This window comes from Gimesia fumaroli (genome assembly GCF_007754425.1).
Taxonomy (GTDB): domain Bacteria; phylum Planctomycetota; class Planctomycetia; order Planctomycetales; family Planctomycetaceae; genus Gimesia; species Gimesia fumaroli.
Window position 1 is genome coordinate 5,032,608 of record NZ_CP037452.1, and the last position, 21,459, is coordinate 5,054,066.

The following is a 21,459-nucleotide window of genomic DNA, read 5'->3' on the forward strand; positions in this document are numbered from 1 at the left end:
ATATTTCTATGGATTCAAATACGATTATTGCAGCCGTCTCCATCTTTACCGCAGGAATCACCATTGCCCTTGGCTCAATCGGACCTGCCTTGGGTGAAGGACGGGCACTCGCCCAGGCACTGAGTGCGATCGCTCAACAACCCGATGAAGCAAGCACCATTACTCGTACCCTGTTTGTCGGTCTGGCGATGGTGGAATCAACGGCAATTTACTGTTTCGTGATTTCCATGATTTTGATTTTTGCGAATCCGTTCTGGAACTACTTTCTGCAGGCAAACGGCGGTTGATCATTTTGAAATAGAAGTCAGGATTAAACTATGGCCATTGATTGGTTTACTTTTACCGCTCAGATTCTCAACTTCCTGGTCCTGGTCTGGTTGTTATCGCACTTCCTCTATAAACCGATCCTCAACGCCATGCAGGAACGGGAACAGAAGATTGCAACAGAGCATGAGAATGCAATCAAGCTTCAGCAACAGGCAGAATCCGAAGCAGCAACCTATAAAGAGAAAACAGAGCAACTGGCCCATGCAAAAGATGAATTACTGGCCGACGCAGGAAAAGATATTCAACGCTGGCGTGAGGAACATCTGACACGTGCCCGCGCCGAAGTAGATGAGGAAAAAACGGAATGGTATCGTGCTCTGCATCGGGAACGCGAATCATTTATGCGTGAAGCCCGACTTCGCATGGCGGGCCATATCCATCATATGAGCCAATGTGTTTTAAAAGAACTCGCCAATACGGATTTGCAACAACAGACGATTCAGGTGTTTCTTGACCGAATCAAAGGAATTGACGAGCAACAAAAAAAACAATTCATTTCCCTGCTCGAATCAACACAAAATCGCATCTTGGTGGAAAGTGCGTTTGCCCTGAGTCAAGCAGACCGTAAAAAGATCACTTCATTCGTGCATGAATTTCTAAGCACCGATGTCGACATCGATTTTGAGGAAAAGCCCGAACTGATTTGTGGAATTGACTTTCATGTCGGAGGTTACAAAATTGCCTGGAATATCCAGGAACCGCTTGAGGAACTGGAAGAGGAGTTTGTTCAATCGCTGAATGAAGTGATTACGCTGGAATCAGGAATAGAAGTCCCCTCAACATCGTAACCAGAAATGTGTATTCAAACAGGCTGACTGAACCATATTGAAAGTATGATATGTCGATTTCTCCCGAGATCAAAGCACTCCTCGATCGTACCTTTGAAAAATTTGATGGTGTGCTGGCAGAGCATAATTTTGAGCCACAACCGATCGAAGTCGGCAAAGTCACGTACGTCGGTCGCAGCCATGCACGCGTCAGCGGCTTACCCAATGTCCAATCGGAAGAACTGTTGCAGTTCCCCAACCACGTTCTCGGCCTGGCATTAAACCTGGACGTAGATGAAGTCGGCGTCGTCTTACTGGACCACAGCGAACAACTGACAGCCGGCGATGAAGTAAGGCGGACCCACCGCCTGCTGGATGTGCCTGTCGGCGAATCATTAATCGGACGCGTCATTGATCCCGTAGGCCGTCCACTGGATGGTCATGGGCCGGTTTCTGCAGCTGAGCGCAGACCTTATGAACGAGATCCCGCTTCGATTACCGACCGTGCGCCGGTGACCGTTCCTCTACAAACCGGTATCAAAGTCATTGATGCATTAATTCCCATCGGTCGTGGTCAACGAGAACTGATTCTGGGAGATCGACAAACGGGAAAAACCGCTGTCGCCATTGATACGATTATCAATCAACATAATAAAGATGTAATTTGCATTTACTGCGCGATTGGCCAGCGCAATACGGCAGTCGCTAAAGTGATTGACGATCTGCGAAATCATGGTGCTCTTGAATATACGGCTGTGGTCGTTGCTGAAAGCGATGCGCCCCCCGGCCTGCAGTTTGTCGCACCTTACGCAGCGACAACGCTGGGCGAATATTTCATGGATCAGGGAAAAGATGTACTCGTTGTCTACGATGATCTCACTTCCCATGCGCGCTCGTATCGCGAATTATCACTGCTGTTGAGACGACCTCCGGGACGGGAAGCATTCCCCGGCGACATTTTTTATCTGCATTCCCGTCTGCTGGAACGTTCGACGCATTTAAAAGATTCTTTGGGTGGCGGTTCCCTGACAGCACTGCCGATCGCGGAAACCGAAGCCCAAAACCTGTCTGCCTATATTCCGACAAATCTGATCTCGATTACCGATGGCCAGATTTATCTTTCACCTCATCTCTTTCAAAAAGGGATTTTGCCCGCAGTCGATGTCGGCAGATCGGTGTCCCGTGTCGGTGGTAAAACACAGCTCCCCGCTTATCGCGCCGTAGCTGGCGACTTAAGGCTCTCTTACAGCCAGTTTGAAGAGCTGGAAGCATTTTCCCGGTTTAGCAGTCGACTGGATGAAGAAACGCTGGCCACACTCGAACGAGGTCGCCGGGTTCGTGAAATATTCAAACAGCCCCAATATGAAACGCTTTCCGTCCCCGAACAGATTACCGTGTTACTGGCAATGGCCGGAGGCGCATTTGACGAGACCGATTTATCTCAGATTCGAAAAACAGAAGAGTTCGTGCAAAAAATCCTGATCAATGATTTTCCAGACCTGAGTGAGGCAATTCAGGAAGGCCATAAACTCACTGAAGAAAATCAACAAACGATTATTAATACTGCCAAAGAACTCATTCACAAATTTCATCACAAAACTCCTGAAGACAGTCCGTAAGATGCAAGACCTGGAAACATTAAAGCGGAGTATTGATAGCACCAGAGATTTGCAGTCCGTCGTACGCACCATGAAAACTCTGGCAGCGGTCAGTATTCGACAGTATGAACAGGCCGTAGACTCACTGGAAGATTACTCGGAAACGGTCGAACAGGGGCTCAAAATGGTACTCTGGGATCTGGAGCGGGAAACCAGTCTCTCAGAGTTACATACAGATGGGGCTACCGGCATTATTATTTTTGGATCTGATCAGGGAATGTGCGGGCAATTCAATGAGCAGATTGCTTTGTACGCTTCTGAATATTTTTCTGATGACAATTTGAGATTGGATCAATTCGCCTGGATGGTGATCGGCTCCCGCATCCAGGGAAAAATACAGGATACGGGTGTCGACGTCGATTTCGAGTTCACTCTACCGGGCTCCGCTACAAGCATCGCCCCCCTGGTCACTGATATCCTGACCAACATTGATCAGTGGCGTCACCAGCGACGTTTAGGACGCATCTTTATTTTCTACAACCAGCGTGTTTCAGCCTCGACCTACAAACCGCATGCGTTACAGCTACTCCCGATTGATCCGGAACGGTTTTTCCGCCATCAAGAACGAAGCTGGCCTTCACGCACGCTCCCCCTGTTTACGATGAATCGCAGTGTTCTCCTCTCGCGGCTGATTCGCCAGTATCTTTTCGTCTCGTTGTTTCGCGCCTGTGCGGAATCGCTGGCGGGTGAAAATGCCAGCCGAATCGCCTCCATGCAGGCTGCCGAACGCAATATCAAAGAACGACTCGTAAATCTGCAATCAGACTTTAATCAACAGCGACAGACTTCGATAACAGAAGAATTACTTGATGTCGTCACGGGATTCGAAGCCTTGAAAGATTCCAAATTGAACGAATCAGGATAAAATAGAAATCGTAAAAGTGACTCATTCAAACACCTACCTCATAGAAAGCGCAAACCCATGAACGATCCTAAACAATCACCTCATGCCAAGAATTTTATGACACACTACGTGGAAGTAGTGACGCCCGACATGACTCTCACCGAGGTCATTCGCTTCTTACTGAAACATAAACTTTCGAACGCACCTGTAGCTGAAATCAAGCATGACAAGAAATTTCTCCTGGGCTTTATCTCAGAAGGCGATTGTCTGAAGGCAGTTTCCAATGAACTCTTTTTTGGTAACCCCAGTCCGCCACAAAGTGCGAAAACCATCATGACCGCGCATCCAATCTGTATCGCCCCTGAAACCGAACTGTTTTCAATTGTCTCTATTTTCACGAGCCATAACGTCCATCATCTACCGGTCGTAGAAAACGGAGAACTGCTAGGCATCGTCAGTCGCTCTGATATTCTGAAAGAGATGGAAACCTACTACAGTCAAATCGTGCATACGAGTGATCACGAACGGCAATTACGCGATACCTCGCAGATCATGAATCTCAGATTTAATATTGACCGTGGTTAAAGCCTTCTGAAAACACGGATCAGCAGATTCGTGGCAAAGGACTCCCGAGCGGATCATCCAAAGGCTGTTCTGCGCCTAGGGTCCGCTTGATGGTCACGGCTGCAATGCCCCGGTGTTTTACCGTCCCGACCACCTGGGCATCAGCCGTTTCCGGTAGCGATTTCAAGAAAGAAACCGCATCCGCTCCGGCCCCCTGTTTGACAGCGATCATCATTGTCCCTTCATTGGCGATATGTAGTGGATCAAGCCCCAATAACTCTGAAATTCCCCGTACTACCGGCGAGACAGGGAGACTTTGTTCTTCGATGCTCAGCGTCATGCCACTCGCTTCCGCCCATTCCTGCATCACAGCGGCAACCCCTCCCCGGGTGGCATCACGCAGACAGCGAACCTGATGCCCCATTGATTCGCGTAGGATTTCAACAGGTCGCAGCAAAGATCCACAGTCACTGGAGGGCAGCGGCTCCAACCCCAGTTCTTCCCGTACAGCTAAAATCGCAATGCCGTGACGACCGATGGTGCCACTGACAATCAATTCATCACCTTCCTGTAGTGTTGCTGCACCGGATGGGATTGGTGCGATTAACTCACCGACCCCCGCTGTGTTGATAAACAAGCCGTCCGCGGCTCCCCGGGGAACCACTTTGGTATCACCGGCCACTATCTTAACTCCCGTCTGTTGAGCCGCTTCCGCAATACTTTGCAACACACGATCCAAAATCACCAGCGGCAAACCCTCTTCCATAATGAGCGAAAGCGTGAGCCAGAGCGGCCTGGCACCACTGACGGCTAAATCATTGATAGTTCCATAAACGGCGAGCGTGCCGATATCGCCTCCCGGAAAAAACAAAGGGGAAACCACAAAGCTGTCTGTCGTCAGCGCCAAAGCCCCCGTCACCCGTGGGAGTTGAGCGGCGTCATTCATCGCCAGCAGAGTTTCGTTACTCAGTGCATGAACAATTCGTTCCTGAATCAATTTCCGTGAAAGGCGCCCCCCTTCCCCGTGGGCCAGCGTCACATAGTCTGCATTAGTGGGAATGGAAACGGGGCAATTCATCTGCCAGGAAGAAAACGCGTTTTGCTCTTTGTCATGCATGTTTGAAAATAACTATGTTGAGTTTGACTTTTCTGTTCAATCAATGGCTGGCTGTCATTCCATAACGATAGTAGGCCGCACATGCCCCTTCAGAAGAGACCATCGGCGCTCCCAGCGGCGATTCGGGATTACAAGACTTTCTGAAATGAGGACAATCGGGAGGCTTGAGATGCCCGGTCATCACATCAAAACTGCGGCATTCATCGATGCCCAGCACCGGTAAAGCAGGTTCAGAAAAACGCGTGCGAGCGTCATACTGACGCCACTCCAGACACAGTTCCAGGCCTCCCTCTGGTATGACTCCGAAACCACGCCACGCGCGATCGCAGATTTGATAGATCTCCCGTACGAGATCCTGTGCTGACTGATTACCGGCTGCCTGTACCGTGCGGGCATATCGGTTCTCAAGTCGTACCTCATTCGCTTCAAGCTGTTTGACGCACGCCAGGATTCCTTCAAGTAAATCCAGTGGTTCAAAACCTGTCACAACCACCGGCAAGCGATACTGTTCTACAAACGACTCGTACGATTCATACCCCATCACCGTGCAGACATGCCCGGCTGCCAGGAAAGCCTGAACCCGATTATCGGGTGCCTGAACCAAAGACTCCATCGCAGGCTGCACACGCACATGCGAAACAATCAGACTGAAATTGTCGAGTTGATCCCGAGCGGCCTGCTTGACAGCCAGCGCAGTCGCAGGCGCCGTCGTTTCAAAGCCGACAGCAAAAAACACAACTTGCTTCTCTGGATGCTTCCGCGCCAGTTGCACGGCATCCAAAGGTGAATAAACGATCTGAATTCGCGCGCCAGCCGTTCTGGCATCGAGCAATGAACCGCGGCTCCCCGGTACGCGTAACATATCACCAAAGCTTGCCAGTATCACATCGTCGCGCTGTGCCAACTGGCAAGCAAAATCGATCGCTTCCTGATCCGTCACACAGACGGGACAGCCGGGACCATGGATTAACTCCACCGTCCCTTCCAGTTCAGCGGCAATACCATGTCTTAACAAGCTGTGGGTCTGCCCGCCACAGACTTCCATCAATGTCCAGCAACGAGTGGAGACTCTGCGTATTTCATCCAATAATAACCGAGCGGCCTCAGGATCGCGATATTCGTCAAGATATTTCATTGAGGTGCCTCAGGTTCTTCGAGTCGTTCTGGACGCCAGCCTTCGTCGTCGCCCCATCCGGCGATCGTTTCGAAGATCCGTTTCGCTTCAATCGGATCGATGCGGCTGATGGCAATTCCCGCGTGAACGACCACATAATCTCCCAACTCCGCTTCGGTGACACACGCCATATGTACAACCCGGCGGACCCCATCGAATTCCACTTCGGCCTGCGAGAACGCCCCTTCCCGTTCCAGCCAGTGAACCACTTTTCCCGGAATTCCTAAACACATCGGCCCGCCCCTTTCTGATTTCGTCGAACAACCGCAACCGCCAATTGCCCCGCCGCCAGACCGCCATCGTTGGGGGGAATCATTCCGGGTAATCCGAGTGGCTGCTGATTCTCTGCAAATTCCTCAACGAACAATTCCACCAGACATCGATTTTGAAATACGCCGCCCCCCAGAACAACAGGCGTCGGAGCATACTGACGACACAATCGAGCCACTGCTTGAGCCAGCCCGCGGTGAAAACGCATCGCCATCACAGACGGAGCAACTCCTCTGGCTCGGTCTTTCAGTATCTGAGAAACCAGCGGACGCCAATCGAGTTGAATCGGCTTGCCTGCCTGCAATACGATTTCATAACTCCCCGTTTCGGACAGATCACAGTGCGATTCCAGCATCATAGCCGCCTGCCCTTCGAATTCCGCATGGGTCACTCCCAAAACCAGCGACGCCACGCCATCAAACAGACGACCGGCGCTGCTTGTTTTCGGTGAGTAACGCTCTGAATCGATGATTGTCAAAAACGGTTCGATCGGCTCTGCTGTCAGTTTCAATTGGGAAGCCGCCTGTTTTCCTGCTGCCTGCACCACCAGGGAGACAGCAACCCGCCACGGTTCGCGGACAGCACGTTCGCCGCCGGGTAAAGGAAACGGTCGCAGGTGCGCGACTCTCTCGTAACCGGTTGCCGTGGATAACAGGAATTCTCCCCCCCAGATTGTTTGATCGTCGCCCCATCCGGTTCCATCAAAGGCAACACCTAATACCTGTTTGTCGAGCCAGCCCTGCTCCAGCATGCCAGCGACGATATGCGCATGGTGATGCTGCACCGTTTCCAGTAATGCTGACTGCCGTTCCGCCCACTGTGAAGTGAAATAATCGGGATGCGCATCGCAGAGAAACGATGCCTGCTCAATCCCGTATAATGTTTGTAAGGCCTGTAACTGGTCCTGATATCGTTCACGAGAAGCCAAATTTTCCAGATCACCAATATGCGGCCCCAGAATACTTTGCCGGCCGTTACAGAGTGCTAATGCCGCTTTTTGATGTCCCCCCAGAGCGAACAAGGGTTCGTCACATGGCAGGTCCAAAGGATAGGGTGCGAGGCCACGAGCCAGTCGAATGGTCACGCACCGCCCCGCCATCCAGCGCACGACACTATCATCAATCGGACGTTCAATGGGCCGATCATGCTCCAGCCAGAGATCGGCGACTAACTTCAGTTGAACTCCAATGCGTTCACTTTGATAAGCCAGCGGTTCTTCTTCGAGATTGGCACTCGTCACCACCAGCGGACCAGAGCACTGCTGCAGCAATAACCAATGCAGGGGCGTCGTGGGCAGCATCACTCCCAGCAGATTCAAGCCGGGATTGACGTTCGGCGCCACGCTAGAATCAGTTCGTGCTGGCAACAATACAATCGGGGCGGCAGAACTGGTTAGTTCTCTACGTTCTGAGTTGCTGAGATAGACCAGCGTCTCCGCCTGTTCTACGGAAGCCACCATCACTGCCAGAGGCTTACCGAAACGCCGTTTTCGTTCTCGTAGATTCGCTACCGCAGTTTCGGATGTCGCATCTACCAGCAGTTGATAACCGCCCAGCCCACGTAAGCCAAGAATCTTTCCCTGCAGTAACATAGCGGCTGCGAAGTGCAGTGCGTCGCGTCCCGATGCAAGCTGTTGACCTTTGGAATCGGTAGACCAGATACCGGGACCACAGGCGGCACAGGCATTCGTTTGTGCGTGAAACCGGCGATCCGTGGCAGACTGGTATTCATCCCGGCATAAATCGCAGAGCGGAAATTCAGCCATCCCCGTTTGTTCCCGCTCGTAAGGCATTGTTTTAATGATGGAATACCGGGGTCCGCAGTGGGTGCAACTCGTCAGGGGATAATCATCGCGTCGGTTCGTTTCATCGGAAACCTCAGCCAGGCACTCGGGGCAGACGACAAGATCAGTAGGAACTTGTGTGGCTAAAGGCCCATCTGCTTGACCACTTATAATTTCAAACCCCGTGTATCCACGCTCGGTACAGCGTCTCCGTTGCCGTTTTTCAATACGGGCTTCTTGAGGTAGATGTGAATCCAGTTCTTTTTCAAAGCGTGTAATGGCAGAGGCACAGCCTTCCACTGTCAGTTCGACCCCCCCGGTCGTGTTTTTGATACAACCAACTAAGTCCAATTCGCGTGCCCAACGTGCGACTGCAGGGCGCAGACCGATTCCCTGCACACGACCGTTCAGGGTCAACTGCACGGCCATTTTGGTTTCGGTGAGATCAGTGATTGCCTGCCGTTGCATGGTATCGATCCAAAAGTTGTTGATGTTGCTGTTCCAGATAATCGCACCAGTCCGACACGCCTTGTCTCTTCAATGCACAATTTGTGAACACATCCAACTCCGGTTGAATCCGGCGTGCGTCCTCTGTGACAGCGTCAACGGAAAATGGGACATGGGGCAGTAAATCAAGCTTGGAAATCACCATCGCCTGACTGGTGCGAAACATCTTGGGATATTTTCCGGGCTTGTCATCGCCTTCGGTGGTGCTGATCAGTACCACTCGCAAATGCTCAGCCAGGTCATGCGACGCAGGACATACCAGATTCCCGATATTTTCTATAAACAGAAAATCGACGACAGGATCGCCCAGAGCCTGAAGTCCACGCTGTACGAGCGGCAATTCGAGATGACAGGCCCCGCCGGTTGTCAGTTGTGCGACCGGAACCAATGGCGCTAATCGCTGTGCATCACGGTCTGTTTCCAGATCACCAACCAGAACCGCCATACTTCGTCGATCGGCAAACTCTTGAGCCGTTGCTTCCAGAAGCGTCGTTTTCCCTGATCCCGGTGATGAGAGTAGATTGACGACCAAGGTTCCCCGTCGTCCCAGTTGCTCACGCAGAGCGGCTGCATCTGCTTTCTGATCTGCCTGGATATCTTTTTTGACAATAATCGTACGTTGATTCATGAGGCAACTCCTTCTACCGGGTTGTCTGAACTGACGTTGATACTGATTAGCTTCACCTCGTCCCCCTGAATCACCTGCACTGCTCCCGTTGGGCAGGCAGGACACTGAAACTGAAAATCGACAATTTCAAACTGCTGACCACAAGCATGACAAACCGCCATCACGGGGACGATATCCAAGGCCAACTGACACTCAGACGAAAACAAATCAGACACCATTTCCTCAAATGCCGCTTGAAACAGCAGCGGTTCGACGCCGGATAAATCCCCCACCTGAACTCGAATTTCCGTAACTTGACCGCCCCCGTCCTCAGCGACGATTTGCTGAACCTGCTGCAGTAAACGTTGAACCAGCGAGCGTTCATGCATGCTGCTGCTCCATTTGATTCAGGGGAATACTCAGTGCTTTACAAATCGAGTCGGCTGCAATCTTCGCTCCCGCTTCGACAGCGTTAGACATCGATTGATCAGGCTGGACCTGCTGCACTTCCACACCCCAGATGCGGACTGATGCAGGAAGTCGCTCCAGTTGCTGTGCTAATGCCAAAACAGCTGGCAATGAAAGATTATGCGTTCCCGACCAGTTGATTGATTCCAGTTCTTGACAAGGCCACTCCCATTGATGAACGCTGCCGACTTCTCCCGCTCCCTGACAGGCATCGCAAATCACCAGTTCCTGAACATCTTCGATCCAATCGAGTAATGCATCGGGAGTTCGCACCAGACGGATAGAAGCTCGATCACTGATTCTGCTTTGAATCGCGTTGGCAATTTCCCAACCCACGCAATCATCACCGTGAGGAGAGCCAATCCCTGCTATCATGGTCTTTGATTGCATGATGTTACCGCTTTCAAATTGACTACTAAGTCCGCTCAATTTTCACATTCAGAAAATGCGTCGAACAACTGATACAGGGATCATAGGCACGCACCAGGTTTTCACATTGCCGGGCCGTTTCCTGCTCGTCATCACTCATCACATGCGTGACCCATTGTTTCAGATCCGCTTCAATTTGTGCCTGATTTTGTGAGGTCGGCGGAATAATTACCGCTTTCACAATCTTGCCCGCTTCATCAATCACATAGCGATGAAACAACGTTCCCCGCGGTGCTTCTGTGGCAGCCATTCCCTCGCCCGCCTGATACGAATAAGATTCACGCGGCTTCCCGGTCGGATGATCGCCGCGCATGATCATTAACGCTTCTTCATAGGCATGCACAATTTCCAGCCCGCGTGCGATGATCGCCCGATGCGGGTTTTTGCACAGAGGTTCCAGCCCCACGTCATCTGCTAATTGACGCGCGGTCGGCGAGAGCTGTTCCCGATTCAGATTAACGCGTGCTAATGGACCTAATAGATAAGGCCGCCCCGTTGATTTGCGAATCGCCTGCAATGCTGTCGAATGGGGAACGTGTCGTTCCTGGAATTCATCTTCATAGTAGCTGACTTCAATCGAATCGCCGCTGCTGGTTTTCATGAAGCCTTCATTCATGGGATATTCATCGGGATGAGACAGCGAAATGTATTCGCATTCGGTTTCGAAATCGGGAAACTCAAAACCGGCCACCCAACGTGTGGTCTCCACAGCAGCGTTCAAGCCCCATTCGAAATCAGGAATCAGTTTCTGGAATTCATCCCGCCGCGGCATGCGATAAAAACCACCGACACAGACATTGACCGGATGAATAGCCCGGCCCCCCAGCATATCCACCAGTTGATTGCCGTGTTTCTTCAGTCTTAGTCCCCGATTGACTTCGTCCGGAAACTGCTTCGCCATATCCAGGCCGCTGTCGAAGCCCAGAAAATCAGGAGCGTGCAGCAGGTGCATATGCAAGCCGTGACTTTCAATCCACTCTCCACAATAGAGCAACCGCCTCAATCGGCGTATCTCTGCTGAGGCAGTCACATCAAGGGCCGACTCCAACGCATGCACGCTACTCATCTGATAGGCAACCGGGCAAATCCCACAGATACGTGCCGTAATATCGGGTGCGTCTTCCAGCGGTCGACCGCGCAAGAGTGCTTCGAACAAGCGAGGCGGCTCATAAATCTCCAGCCGCACTTCATCTACCGCATCACCGCGCAAACGAACATAGAGCCCGCCTTCCCCTTCGACTCGCGTTAACGTTTCTACTTTGATCGTACGGTCAGCCATCTGCTCTACTCCCCATCCTGTTCGAGTAACCGCTGGCTTTCATTCCGAAAGGCGGGGGCATAAGCATTGAAGTTGTGCAGGCGATGAGAAATCTCAGTTCGGGAATCGCCTTCCTTTTCCATATGTGTCGCCAGGCTCACCAGATTCGATTGCGGGGCTGGCCCATAACAGCCATAACAGCCTCGGTGATAACTCGGGCACAATGCATGGCAGCCTGACTGCGTCACCGGCCCCAGACAGGCAATGCCCTGTGCCACGGTCACACAGACGGTTCCGCGGCGTTTACAATCAAGACACACGCTATGTTGCGGCGTGCGCGGTTTTCTGCCTGCTAATAATGACTGAATGACTTCGATTAACTGATACTGATTGATCGGACAACCTCGCAGTTCGAAATCGACTTTAACATGATCAGAGATCGGCGTTGAACTTTCCAGTACCTGAATATATTCCGGTTTGGCATACACGGCTCGCATGAATTCATCGGTATCCGCCCAGTTCCGAAGTGCCTGAATCCCTCCTGCGGTGGCACAGGCACCGATCGTCATCAGGTACTTTGAGTCTTTTCGAATCTGCTGAATCCGCTCGGCGTCGTGCAGCGTTGTGATAGAACCTTCCACCAGAGCAATATCGTAAGGGCCGTCTTCCATCCGGCTGGTGGCTTCCGGAAAATAAACTATCTCCACCGCACCAGCGACAGCCAACAGCTGATCTTCCGCATCAAGCAGCGACAACTGACATCCATCACAGGACGCGAATTTGAAAACGGCAAGCCGGGGTTTTTCCTGCTCCACGATTACAGCCCTTCGACTTTCATATAAGGTGAAATTCGATCGTAACGAAAAACCGGTCCGTCTTTGCAGATAAACTCCGGCCCTAACTGGCAGTGTCCGCACAATCCTACTGCGCATTGCATATTGCGTTCGGTGGAAACCCAGATCTGCTCGGCAGTCATTCCCATCTGTAGCGCAGCACGGGCTGTGAACCGCATCATTAAATCCGGCCCGCAGATCATGAGCACCGTCCGCGCGGGATCAAAAGCCGGTAATCGCTCCAACAACAGCGGCACCACTCCCAAATTCCCATGCCAGCCGGGACTGGATCGATCCACGGTCTGTCTGACATCCAGACCTCCTTCGCTCCATTGTTCATACTCTTCCGTATAGAGCCGCATTTCAGGCGAACGGGCTCCATAGAGCAAATGCAAGCGTCCATACCGCTGGCGTTCGGCAAGCAGGCGATAAATTACCGGGCGCAATGGAGGTAAGCCAATTCCCCCCGCGACCAGTATCACATCCTGGCCGACGCAGGATTCCAAAGGCCAACTGGTTCCAAAGGGGCCTCGAAGGCCCAGCGTATCGCCGACTTTCATGCCCGCGATGCTGCGTGTCACATTTCCGGCAAACCGAATCGTATGCAGCAATGAATCGTGTGTTTCAGGATTTCCGCTCATCGAAATAGCAGACTCACCGGCTCCCGGTACATACAACATGTTGAACTGTCCGGGCTGGAAGCGATAGGCCGCTGCGGCAGCTGGATCAGTCAACGCTAATTGATACGTGGCGACATCACGGACTTCGGCCGAGATCGAACGAATCACCGCCGACTGTGGTAACCAGGGATTATTTGCGGAATTGCCGTCCCCTCCGGTTGTCGCACTACAGGAATTCATGTTTCTCCGTCTTTCCGAATTGCAGCGACTTCCTGTGTCAAATCAATGCCCACGGGGCACCATGAGATACAACGACCACAGCCGACGCAACCAGAAGTTCCAAACTGATCGATCCAAGTCGCCAGTTTATGGGTCAGCCATTGACGGTAGCGATTCCGAATATTATTACGAACCAGCCCCCCATTCATATAACTGAAGTTCATATTGAAACAGGAGTCCCACATGCGCTGTCGTTCGACGTGGTCACCTGTCAGATCGCTGACTTCTTCGACCGAACTGCAGAAACAGGTCGGACAGACCATCGTACAGTTCGTGCAAGATAAGCAGCGTTCAGCGACATCATCCCAATGCGAAGACTCCAGGTTCGACATCAGTAAGTCATGAATATCGGTGGTATCCAGTTCCCGCTCAATCTGATCAACGGCCTGCTGACGCGCTGCAGAGGCTTGGGTCAGCTGTTCGTCTGAGAGTTCCTGTGTTTTCAGAGCTTGAATGACCGTCTCACCCGCGGGAGTCGCCACTTCGACCACAAACCCGTCTGTCAGTTCGGTCAACGCCAGATCAAAACCAGACTGACAGCGGGGTCCGGTGTTCATCGAAGTGCAGAAGCAGGTTGCAGCCGCCTGTGTGCAATTCACGGCAATAATCAGTGTTTCTGCACGCCGCCCCTGATAGATCGGATCAACATACGCACCACCGAGAAAGACCCGATCCTGGATTTTGAGTGCCGCTAATTCACAGGCCCGCACTCCTAAAAAAGCCAGCTTAGGCCGATCTTCTTCGACTTCAGAAAACTGCCAGCCTTCCTCCGTCCGATCCGCAACAGAGAGCGTACTCACCGGAGGAAACAGATGTTTCTTCCAGGAATGAGGGCCGACTACATACCCAAACAAGGCGTCATCATCCCGTTCCTGAAGACGATACTTGCCCGGTTCCTGGACGTCGGTCCAACCACGGGGTAGATCATTGACTGAAGTCAGTCGATCATAAGTAATCGCTCCCTGATCAATGATCGGCCCAATGACCTCATAATCCAAGCCATACAAGATTTCGAAGAGCTTCTCGAACTGTTTGTTTGAAAGAAAACAGGATCGGACCTCTTCCGTCTGTGGTTCTTGACTCATTCCGAGGCCCCTTCCGGAGTATTATTGTAAGAGCTGGCATCTCCAAACATATCGAGCACCTGCAGTCGGCTGGCAACAAGCCGTTGGGACAATGCCTTCGCGATCAGCCGCATGATCTGATAGCCAATGTCATGATCTTCTTCGCATAGCGCGCGTAATTTAGCGGCATCAATGGCAATCGTTTGCGTGTCATCTACCGCGGCGACTGTTGCCGTCATCTCCCCCTGTTGTAATACCGAGGACCAACCGACCAGATCCCCGGCTTCCAATGTCAGAACCGGAAGACAACCACGGGCGGGAATGCTCATGCAAATTTCAACGCGACCGCTACGGATAACATAAATGTCGTTATGCTCACAACCTTCCGTAAATATGGTGGCATTTTTAGGAAAATCCTGAGGACGCGAGATTTCAGCCAGTTTCTTCTGATCCTCTTCCGACAACCCTGCCGTGAATCGAAGTTCCTTTAAAATTTGCTGAAGCTGTTGAGTCTCCATCGCAGCCTCTCATATTTGCAGAGTAGAAACGATACATCCAAGTCTCTCTCAAGTTTAACCTTCCGTTACGGAACCGTCTATAGAAAGAACGCTTCCGTCTGCGAGCTTAGATTTCACAATCACGATCGCGATTTTACAGCGACTCTTTCGCTGTTCCAGAAATAAATAATAAGCACGCTTTGCCACGTATGGGGGATCCCCCCATACTCAGTGAAGAAATTCATCTGATATCAAATCAGACTGATTGCCTGATGTAATATCTAGAAGGCGATTTTAAACTAGATTTTAAACTAATTGGGAATTCGTTTCGAATTGGCTCGTTTATCGGTCCGTTGAAGAAATCGCATTTGTGATGGAAGGAGTGATCGCTGTCATAATTTTCTCACATTTAAATAAGCAAATCATAAACAGGAAGTTTTTCCAGTTTTGTCTGCATCACTTATCTCAAACGACAAAACTCAACCCGCCTGATCGTAACTAATCACTCTCAAATTAATACGATCTACATTTTCTTTTCAGAGAACGATTTCTGTATAATAAAGGCAGGGATCAGATTTATCCGTTGAGTGTAACCCAACTTACTCAGAATTTCATGATCAAGGAGCGTTCGATGAAGACCCTGTCGCATGATGAACTTAAACCTCTGTCCGAGTGGGAACAAGGCCCTTGTGTTTCGATCTATTTACCACGCCATCAAGCGGTCTCAGAACATGGGAAAGATGCAATTCAACTGCGCAATTTGCTTGATGAAGCAGAGGGTTTACTACAACAACGTGGACTCGGGGCTGTAGAAACACGCAAGTTTCTTGAAGCAGGTAGACAGATTCAGAACGACGCAACATTCTGGGAACGTGGCCCGGCTCAGGGACTCTGCCTTTTATTAGCGCCCGGGTTATCGCACCAATATGACCTAAATTACCAATGCCCGCAGATGCTGTCTGTCGAAGATGCTTTTTATGTCAGCCCCTTATTTTACAAAGCGTTCGAAAACGATCACTTTCATTTACTGGCAATCTGCCCTAAATCGGTGCGGTTATTTCGACATCAAAACGGCGATTTTACTCAGCTCGAACTCCCGGACAATGTTCCGACAAACCTGGAAGACATTTCTGCTGAAACGCAATTTGAAGAATCCTTACAATATCACTCCACTTCTCCCGCTGGTCCGGGGGGTGAAAACGCGGGTATGCTGCATGGTCATGGTTTAACCAAAGAACAGAACGAAAAGCTGCTCTCTGACTTTTTTCAACTGCTGGCAAAACAACTGGAAAAGCACCTGGACAACGATGGTCCCCCATTGATTCTGGTCGCTGCAGAGAAACAACAAAGTCTGTTTCGAAAACATTATCAGTCGAAGAATCTTCTCTCAGACCGAATTCAGACTTCGCCTGACCGCCTCGGCGATCAGGAACTATTAGAGTTAGCCTTACCACTGGTAAATCAGTTTTCCAAAGAGTCCTTGCATAAAGCAGTCAAGCAATACCGCAAGCATTTAGGTACTGAGCGGATCTCACATCAGCTGGAAGAGATTCTGCAAGCAGCCGGTGCAGGCCGAATCGAATCGCTGTTTTCCCCTCTCGGTAAAGAACTCTGGGGGAAAGTGCCCAATGATGGTGAATTAGTAAAAACACATTCTCAGCCCGAAGCAGAAGACACGGCGTTACTGAATTGTGCAGTCCGACATACCTACAGACATGGTGGCACCCCCTATATTATTAATAACGAGGATATGCCGGAAGACCAACCATTGCTTGCTTATTTTCGTTGGTAAGAGATATAACTTCGATCGTGTCGAAAACATTTGCATGACAGAGTTCTCTCATTCGAATAGAACGGATACAATCGCAATCTTTTACACAACATAACCTATTCTCTATCTTGCATTATCAGGGCCTGTGATGGAAGAACCGAAGAGAGACCAGACCGATTGTTTGAAGACCCGAATCATGATCGTGGATGACCATCCGATTGTGCGCGAGGGGTACGTCCGTCTTATCGAACGGCGAAAGGACTTACAAACTTGCGCACAGGCAGGAAGTAAAGCCGAAGCCATCCAGCTGATTATGCAGAACCCACCGGATCTTATCATTGTCGATATCTCGCTCACAGATGGCAGTGGTCTGGAATTGATTAAAGATATCAAAGCACAATTTCAGGAAATCAGAATTCTGGCGGTCTCGATGCATGATGAATCTCTGTTTGCCGAACGATCCATTCGCGCGGGAGCCCTCGGATTTGTAAATAAACAACAGGCTCCCGAGCAACTCATCAAAGCAATCGACCAGGTCATCCAGGGAAAAGTTTATCTTAGCCCGGAGGTGACCGAGCGCATGATCTGCCGTTCGATTGGTTCCGATAATTATTCGGCCCAGTCCCCGATCGAAAGCCTCTCTGACCGGGAGCTGGAAGTTTTCGAACAAATCGGCCATGGTGAAACCACTCGCCAAATAGCTAATAAGCTGAACCTCAGTTCCAAGACCATCGAAACCTACCGGGAAAATATCAAACACAAACTCAACCTGGCAAATGCCACCGAGTTAACCGGACATGCGATCCAGTGGGTCCTGGAAAACAAGTAATCCTTGCTCGCTTCGAATCTCGAATCATCCTTCAGGCTATAAATTCATAAAATGGTGCGCCACAACACACCCTTGTGTGACACACCATTCCCGCGCTCTGTGAGTTCACTCTACTTCATGCATGCTATTTGGCTTTAGGCTTCACAGAAATTTTATGAGGTTTCACAGCTTCGCATTTGGGGAGACTCACAGTCAGGACGCCATTTTCACAGGAGGCCTGAACCTGATTTTCGTTGACATCACAAGGCAACGTCACGGCACGGGAAAAGCTGCCTGAGTGCCGTTCGATACGATGAAATGTCTTACTTTTCTCTTCGGTTTCTTCTTTTCGTTCGCCGCTGATCCGCAATTGATTCCCGGCGACTTCAACTTCAATTTCCTCCGGTTTGATCCCCGGAACATCCAACCGAACTTCAATCGCATCATCGGTTTCGGACATATCCAGTGAAGCATCAAACCCCTGGGTTAACCAGCCACTGCTCCAGTCATCTGAAAAGCGGTTAATCAGACTATCCATCTCATCTCGTAGAGACCAGAAAGGAGCACGCCCGAACAAGGAGTTCAGCTCCTGAGAAAAACGTGACAGCGGTGCTTTTTTACGTGCGACTTGAGATAATTCAGCAGGAGCCGTTTTTTCTTTTACCTTAGTCATTGTCGAAGCCATTTTCGTCATCCTTACTATAAATATTTTGAACTGAAAACCTCTGCAGAACTGCAGCTGTTACGCAGAAACATAATGTTGTCATTTGTCAGATAAATCTGTCGCTGCAATACGACAAAGACAACTTGACCGAGTGTTCTCCTCTCTCGAATTCCCCCTCGAATGATGGGAGCCGACCCGGGAAAACAAGCAGTTTAAAAGCAGCCTTTACTGATATGATCCGCCAGAATTTCCTTCATGCGGCTAATATTATCTTCTTCCTGTGCTTTGATATCTTCCCAGAACTTCTCCAACTCGGAATGACCTTGTGCATTGGCAATGTATTGATCACATCTCCAGAGAGAGTCCAGTCGCTTGCTTAACTCATGAACCATATCGTGATCATGATCTGCACAGCCTTTGGTTTCGCCAATGTGTTCCATCTGTCGTTCGGCTACTAATGTCATCGCAAATCCCTTTCTTTAGATCTCTGGAAGTTGAAGTAATTCGACATACTCCTTTGATTCCATAAAATACCGTTTCCAGCGAGGAATAAAATCAGGAATAGAGCTAAACCTGGCTAGGGAATTCCCCCAATAAACCATACGGTTCATCTACCACCCTTCATGTATTTACACAGTGAAATCAGAAAGGTATGTTGAGAGTAGATTTAAGGTTGTGCCAGATTTTCTTGCGTTTTACTCTCTTGAAGATCACGAGAAACATGAATTCTTTTAAGGAGCTCATCATGACCGTAGGGCGAATTTGCACCAGAGACACCGACTTAGTCGACGCTGATGAATCAGTCCAGGTGGCAGCGGAACGAATGAATGCACGGAATGTGGGAACGCTGATTGTACTGGATCAGGATTCACATCCGGTCGGCTTGATTACCGACCGTGACGTGGCTTTACGAATCGTAGGTAAAGGCCGCGATCCAATTCAAACACTGGTCGGCGAGATCATGACCCAATTCCCTTATAATGCCAGCGAAGAGACAACCATAGAAACAGCGCTTTCAAAAATGCGATCGGGCGGCTTTCGTCGATTGCCAGTTGTCGATGCAGAAGGAAAACTGAGCGGGGTCATCTCGCTCGATGACATTCTTGAGTTGCTCTGTTCTGAATTTACCGAAATCGGTAATCTCATCCGAAAAGAAAGTCCAAAGAGTCTGGCGCATCCTCAAAGCTAGTACGACGAAAGACCGAGATAACATGACCGAATCAACTTCGAACCAGGATAGGAATCTGTGGGAAGCGGCGCGACAAAAAATGGTCGAAAACCATCTTCGATTTCGAGGCATCCGTGATCCTCGTGTTCTGGAGGCCATGAGCCGCGTCCCGCGAGAGGAATTTGTTTCTCCCGAACAGAAACAGTATGCCTATAGCGATTGTGCCCTCCCCATTGATTGCGGCCAGACAATTTCTCAGCCATATACCGTCGCTTATATGTGTGAAGCGGCTCAATTAACGGGGGATGAAACAGTATTAGAAGTAGGTACTGGCTCTGGATATGGGGCGGCCGTTTTATCACTGCTGACCCGCGAAGTTCATACGATTGAACGCATCCCGGAATTAGTGACGATAGCGCGCGAACGTCTCACACGCCTGGGCTTTTCGAACGTACACGTCTACACTGCCGACGGAACATTGGGAGTTCCCGAAGTGGCTCCCTTTGACGCCATCATCGTCACTGCCGGAGCAGAAACTCTACCGGAGCCTTACACCGAACAACTTAAGAACGGAGGTAGAATCATTATTCCCATCGGATCAGAAACGATGGGACAAACCATGTATCGATACACGATGATCAAAGGAAAATTATCCCAGGAAAATCTGGGAGCGTTCGCCTTTGTTCCCTTGATCGGAGAATTTGGCTGGTCCCGATAATACTGTCTGCTTAGTAAACGCTGAACTCTCCCCGCGAAAGCCTCAAAACAAAGTCGTCCATCCCCGCCAGCTCTTTCTGTACGATCTCCTGAATCGCAGGCTCGATGTCTGACAGACTGGTATTCGCGGTCAATACCACTTCCACGCTTATCATCCAGGGATCACTGATTTCTCTTCCGATCTGACTACAGAGCCTGACGCAGACCTCTTTCACGGGCGGGATGGAATTGTAGATCTGGTCTGCCAGATAGTGGCTCAAGACATTATAGATCTTCCCGACGTGGCTGACCGGATTCTTACCCGCGGCTGCTTCCGTACTCATGGGACGATTCAAGGTAATTAAACCATTCACCCGATTTCCACGCCCAACCTGCCCCCCATCGGCCCCCTCTGCTGAAGTCCCCAACACAGTCAGATACATCCCTCCTGAGCCACGCTCCGGATCGTCGAGTGTATTGATTTCGAGTTGAACTTGATCCAGTTCCTTCAATTGAGGCTCTAAAAAATGAGTCAGTTCCTGTTGCAATTCCTGCTTCCGCTCGAAATACTGCTTTGCCTCTTTGAAATGGTAATCGACCATCGCCACAGCAACGGTCAGATGCAAACTCCGATCGCGGCGTACCCCCATGACTTTGACATCTTCCCCCGTATCCGGAAATTCTATTTTGAATTCATCGGAATTAATCCGCCGTTCCGTCGCCAATACCAGTTGTTCGGTCTCTGACAAAGGGGCATAGCCTACCGCAGCAGATGTATCATTAGCAGAAAGTGATCTCCGGGCAAAGATATCTGTCAATTCCGGGGAACCGGCCTTCAATTCATTTTGAAAGATCAGATGTTTCTCTGGATTCACAAGTCGCAAATTGTCTTTGAGCCATCTCTTTGCGCTGGAAATCGCGATCTGGTCTGTCGAAATCCGGTAGCCGTCGCATTCTGCGGTGGCGCGATCCCCAATCACCAGACGCATCGGTTCATTCACAATTCCCCCGCCCAGAGCAGGAGTTGTCTGGCCGGCTACCAGTAACCCTTTATCAATATTGTGATGTAACACACGACCGATCATTTCAAAATAGGCCTGAGCTAAATCGATCGAAATCGACTCAGCAATCCCGTCGCAAATCGTATCCGGATGACCGATACCTTTGCGCTCCACAAATTCGGTCTGTCGCTCTGCTGTCGCTACGGTTCCCAACAGAGCCAGATTAAAGTTTTGCATCGACGTACTCTTTTCCTGATGTTTCCCGGAATTCAATCCGACTGCTTC

General features: G+C 50.4%; 24 protein-coding genes. 9 read left to right on the forward strand and 15 right to left on the reverse strand.

The window, feature by feature from the left end; all coding sequences use genetic code 11:
• Positions 1-8 precede the first annotated feature (8 nt).
• From Enr17x_RS19070 to Enr17x_RS19090, 5 genes are read left to right on the forward strand one after another with little or no spacing between them, the layout of a single operon-like run.
• Positions 9-287 carry a F0F1 ATP synthase subunit C gene (locus Enr17x_RS19070; RefSeq protein WP_145311312.1) on the forward strand — a complete coding sequence of 93 codons (279 nt, stop codon included), beginning with the start codon at positions 9-11 and terminating at the stop codon, positions 285-287.
• A gap of 30 nt (positions 288-317) precedes the next feature.
• The gene (locus Enr17x_RS19075) at positions 318-1,115 is read left to right on the forward strand and encodes a F0F1 ATP synthase subunit delta (RefSeq protein ID WP_145311313.1); all 798 of its coding nucleotides are present in this window, start codon (positions 318-320) and stop codon (positions 1,113-1,115) included.
• 50 nt (positions 1,116-1,165) lie between these two features.
• Complete coding sequence (locus tag Enr17x_RS19080) at positions 1,166-2,713, forward strand: alternate F1F0 ATPase, F1 subunit alpha (protein WP_145311314.1); 1,548 nt, start codon at positions 1,166-1,168, stop codon at positions 2,711-2,713.
• Position 2,714: 1 nt separating this feature from the next.
• A complete protein-coding gene (locus Enr17x_RS19085) occupies positions 2,715-3,617 on the forward strand; it encodes a F0F1 ATP synthase subunit gamma (protein WP_145311315.1) in 903 nt (300 codons plus the stop codon).
• Positions 3,618-3,674: 57 nt separating this feature from the next.
• The gene (locus Enr17x_RS19090) at positions 3,675-4,181 is read left to right on the forward strand and encodes a CBS domain-containing protein (RefSeq protein ID WP_145311316.1); all 507 of its coding nucleotides are present in this window, start codon (positions 3,675-3,677) and stop codon (positions 4,179-4,181) included.
• 19 nt (positions 4,182-4,200) lie between these two features.
• Here the strand turns inward: Enr17x_RS19090 and hypE are convergent, their stop codons facing one another.
• The 12 genes from hypE to Enr17x_RS19150 all read right to left on the reverse strand — a co-directional run bounded on the left by hypE (position 4,201) and on the right by Enr17x_RS19150 (position 15,087).
• Positions 4,201-5,238: a hydrogenase expression/formation protein HypE gene (hypE, locus tag Enr17x_RS19095; RefSeq protein ID WP_145314069.1), complete on the reverse strand. Its 1,038-nt coding sequence runs from the start codon at positions 5,236-5,238 to the stop codon at positions 4,201-4,203.
• Between the two features lie 79 nt (positions 5,239-5,317).
• Complete coding sequence (gene hypD, locus Enr17x_RS19100; RefSeq protein ID WP_145311317.1) at positions 5,318-6,412, reverse strand: hydrogenase formation protein HypD; 1,095 nt, start codon at positions 6,410-6,412, stop codon at positions 5,318-5,320.
• Positions 6,409-6,684, reverse strand: a complete 276-nt coding sequence (locus Enr17x_RS19105) for a HypC/HybG/HupF family hydrogenase formation chaperone (RefSeq protein ID WP_145311318.1) — start codon at positions 6,682-6,684, stop codon at positions 6,409-6,411. The genes hypD and Enr17x_RS19105 overlap by 4 nt, the downstream gene beginning before the upstream one ends.
• The gene (gene hypF, locus Enr17x_RS19110) at positions 6,675-8,972 is read right to left on the reverse strand and encodes a carbamoyltransferase HypF (protein WP_145311319.1); all 2,298 of its coding nucleotides are present in this window, start codon (positions 8,970-8,972) and stop codon (positions 6,675-6,677) included. Before hypF ends, Enr17x_RS19105 begins: the two co-directional genes overlap by 10 nt.
• Complete coding sequence (hypB, locus tag Enr17x_RS19115; protein WP_145311320.1) at positions 8,950-9,639, reverse strand: hydrogenase nickel incorporation protein HypB; 690 nt, start codon at positions 9,637-9,639, stop codon at positions 8,950-8,952. The genes hypF and hypB overlap by 23 nt, the downstream gene beginning before the upstream one ends.
• Positions 9,636-10,007 (reverse strand): hydrogenase maturation nickel metallochaperone HypA/HybF, encoded by a 372-nt coding sequence (locus Enr17x_RS19120; protein ID WP_145311321.1) that lies wholly within the window; start codon positions 10,005-10,007, stop codon positions 9,636-9,638. Before Enr17x_RS19120 ends, hypB begins: the two co-directional genes overlap by 4 nt.
• Complete coding sequence (locus Enr17x_RS19125) at positions 10,000-10,476, reverse strand: hydrogenase maturation protease (RefSeq protein WP_145311322.1); 477 nt, start codon at positions 10,474-10,476, stop codon at positions 10,000-10,002. The genes Enr17x_RS19120 and Enr17x_RS19125 overlap by 8 nt, the downstream gene beginning before the upstream one ends.
• Before the next feature lie 25 nt (positions 10,477-10,501).
• Positions 10,502-11,794 (reverse strand): Ni/Fe hydrogenase subunit alpha, encoded by a 1,293-nt coding sequence (locus Enr17x_RS19130; protein ID WP_145311323.1) that lies wholly within the window; start codon positions 11,792-11,794, stop codon positions 10,502-10,504.
• Positions 11,795-11,799: 5 nt separating this feature from the next.
• Positions 11,800-12,588, reverse strand: a complete 789-nt coding sequence (locus Enr17x_RS19135) for an NADH-quinone oxidoreductase subunit B family protein (protein WP_145311324.1) — start codon at positions 12,586-12,588, stop codon at positions 11,800-11,802.
• A 2-nt stretch (positions 12,589-12,590) separates the two neighbouring features.
• Positions 12,591-13,466 (reverse strand): FAD/NAD(P)-binding protein, encoded by an 876-nt coding sequence (locus Enr17x_RS19140; protein WP_145311325.1) that lies wholly within the window; start codon positions 13,464-13,466, stop codon positions 12,591-12,593.
• Positions 13,463-14,590, reverse strand: a complete 1,128-nt coding sequence (locus Enr17x_RS19145; protein ID WP_145311326.1) for a 4Fe-4S dicluster domain-containing protein — start codon at positions 14,588-14,590, stop codon at positions 13,463-13,465. The genes Enr17x_RS19140 and Enr17x_RS19145 overlap by 4 nt, the downstream gene beginning before the upstream one ends.
• A complete protein-coding gene (locus Enr17x_RS19150) occupies positions 14,587-15,087 on the reverse strand; it encodes a Crp/Fnr family transcriptional regulator (RefSeq protein WP_145311327.1) in 501 nt (166 codons plus the stop codon). The genes Enr17x_RS19145 and Enr17x_RS19150 overlap by 4 nt, the downstream gene beginning before the upstream one ends.
• Positions 15,088-15,697: 610 nt before the next feature.
• On the opposite strand from Enr17x_RS19150, the gene Enr17x_RS19155 reads away from it, so the two are divergent.
• Positions 15,698-16,858, forward strand: coding sequence for a baeRF3 domain-containing protein (locus Enr17x_RS19155; protein ID WP_145311328.1), 1,161 nt, complete (start codon positions 15,698-15,700; stop codon positions 16,856-16,858).
• A gap of 127 nt (positions 16,859-16,985) precedes the next feature.
• Positions 16,986-17,666, forward strand: a complete 681-nt coding sequence (locus tag Enr17x_RS19160) for a response regulator transcription factor (protein WP_145311329.1) — start codon at positions 16,986-16,988, stop codon at positions 17,664-17,666.
• 124 nt (positions 17,667-17,790) lie between these two features.
• Here Enr17x_RS19160 and Enr17x_RS19165 read toward each other — a convergent pair whose 3' ends face one another.
• Both Enr17x_RS19165 and Enr17x_RS19170 read right to left on the reverse strand, forming a co-directional pair.
• Positions 17,791-18,330 carry an Hsp20/alpha crystallin family protein gene (locus Enr17x_RS19165; protein WP_198000677.1) on the reverse strand — a complete coding sequence of 180 codons (540 nt, stop codon included), beginning with the start codon at positions 18,328-18,330 and terminating at the stop codon, positions 17,791-17,793.
• A gap of 191 nt (positions 18,331-18,521) precedes the next feature.
• Positions 18,522-18,773, reverse strand: a complete 252-nt coding sequence (locus Enr17x_RS19170; protein ID WP_145311331.1) for a hypothetical protein — start codon at positions 18,771-18,773, stop codon at positions 18,522-18,524.
• A 281-nt stretch (positions 18,774-19,054) separates the two neighbouring features.
• Here Enr17x_RS19170 and Enr17x_RS19175 point away from each other — a divergent pair, with 281 nt between their 5' ends.
• A complete protein-coding gene (locus Enr17x_RS19175) occupies positions 19,055-19,498 on the forward strand; it encodes a CBS domain-containing protein (protein WP_198000678.1) in 444 nt (147 codons plus the stop codon).
• Positions 19,499-19,520: 22 nt separating this feature from the next.
• Positions 19,521-20,195: a protein-L-isoaspartate(D-aspartate) O-methyltransferase gene (locus tag Enr17x_RS19180; protein ID WP_145311333.1), complete on the forward strand. Its 675-nt coding sequence runs from the start codon at positions 19,521-19,523 to the stop codon at positions 20,193-20,195.
• 10 nt (positions 20,196-20,205) lie between these two features.
• Here Enr17x_RS19180 and Enr17x_RS19185 read toward each other — a convergent pair whose 3' ends face one another.
• Positions 20,206-21,411, reverse strand: a complete 1,206-nt coding sequence (locus Enr17x_RS19185) for a methionine adenosyltransferase (protein ID WP_145311334.1) — start codon at positions 21,409-21,411, stop codon at positions 20,206-20,208.
• Positions 21,412-21,459: the final 48 nt, after the last annotated feature.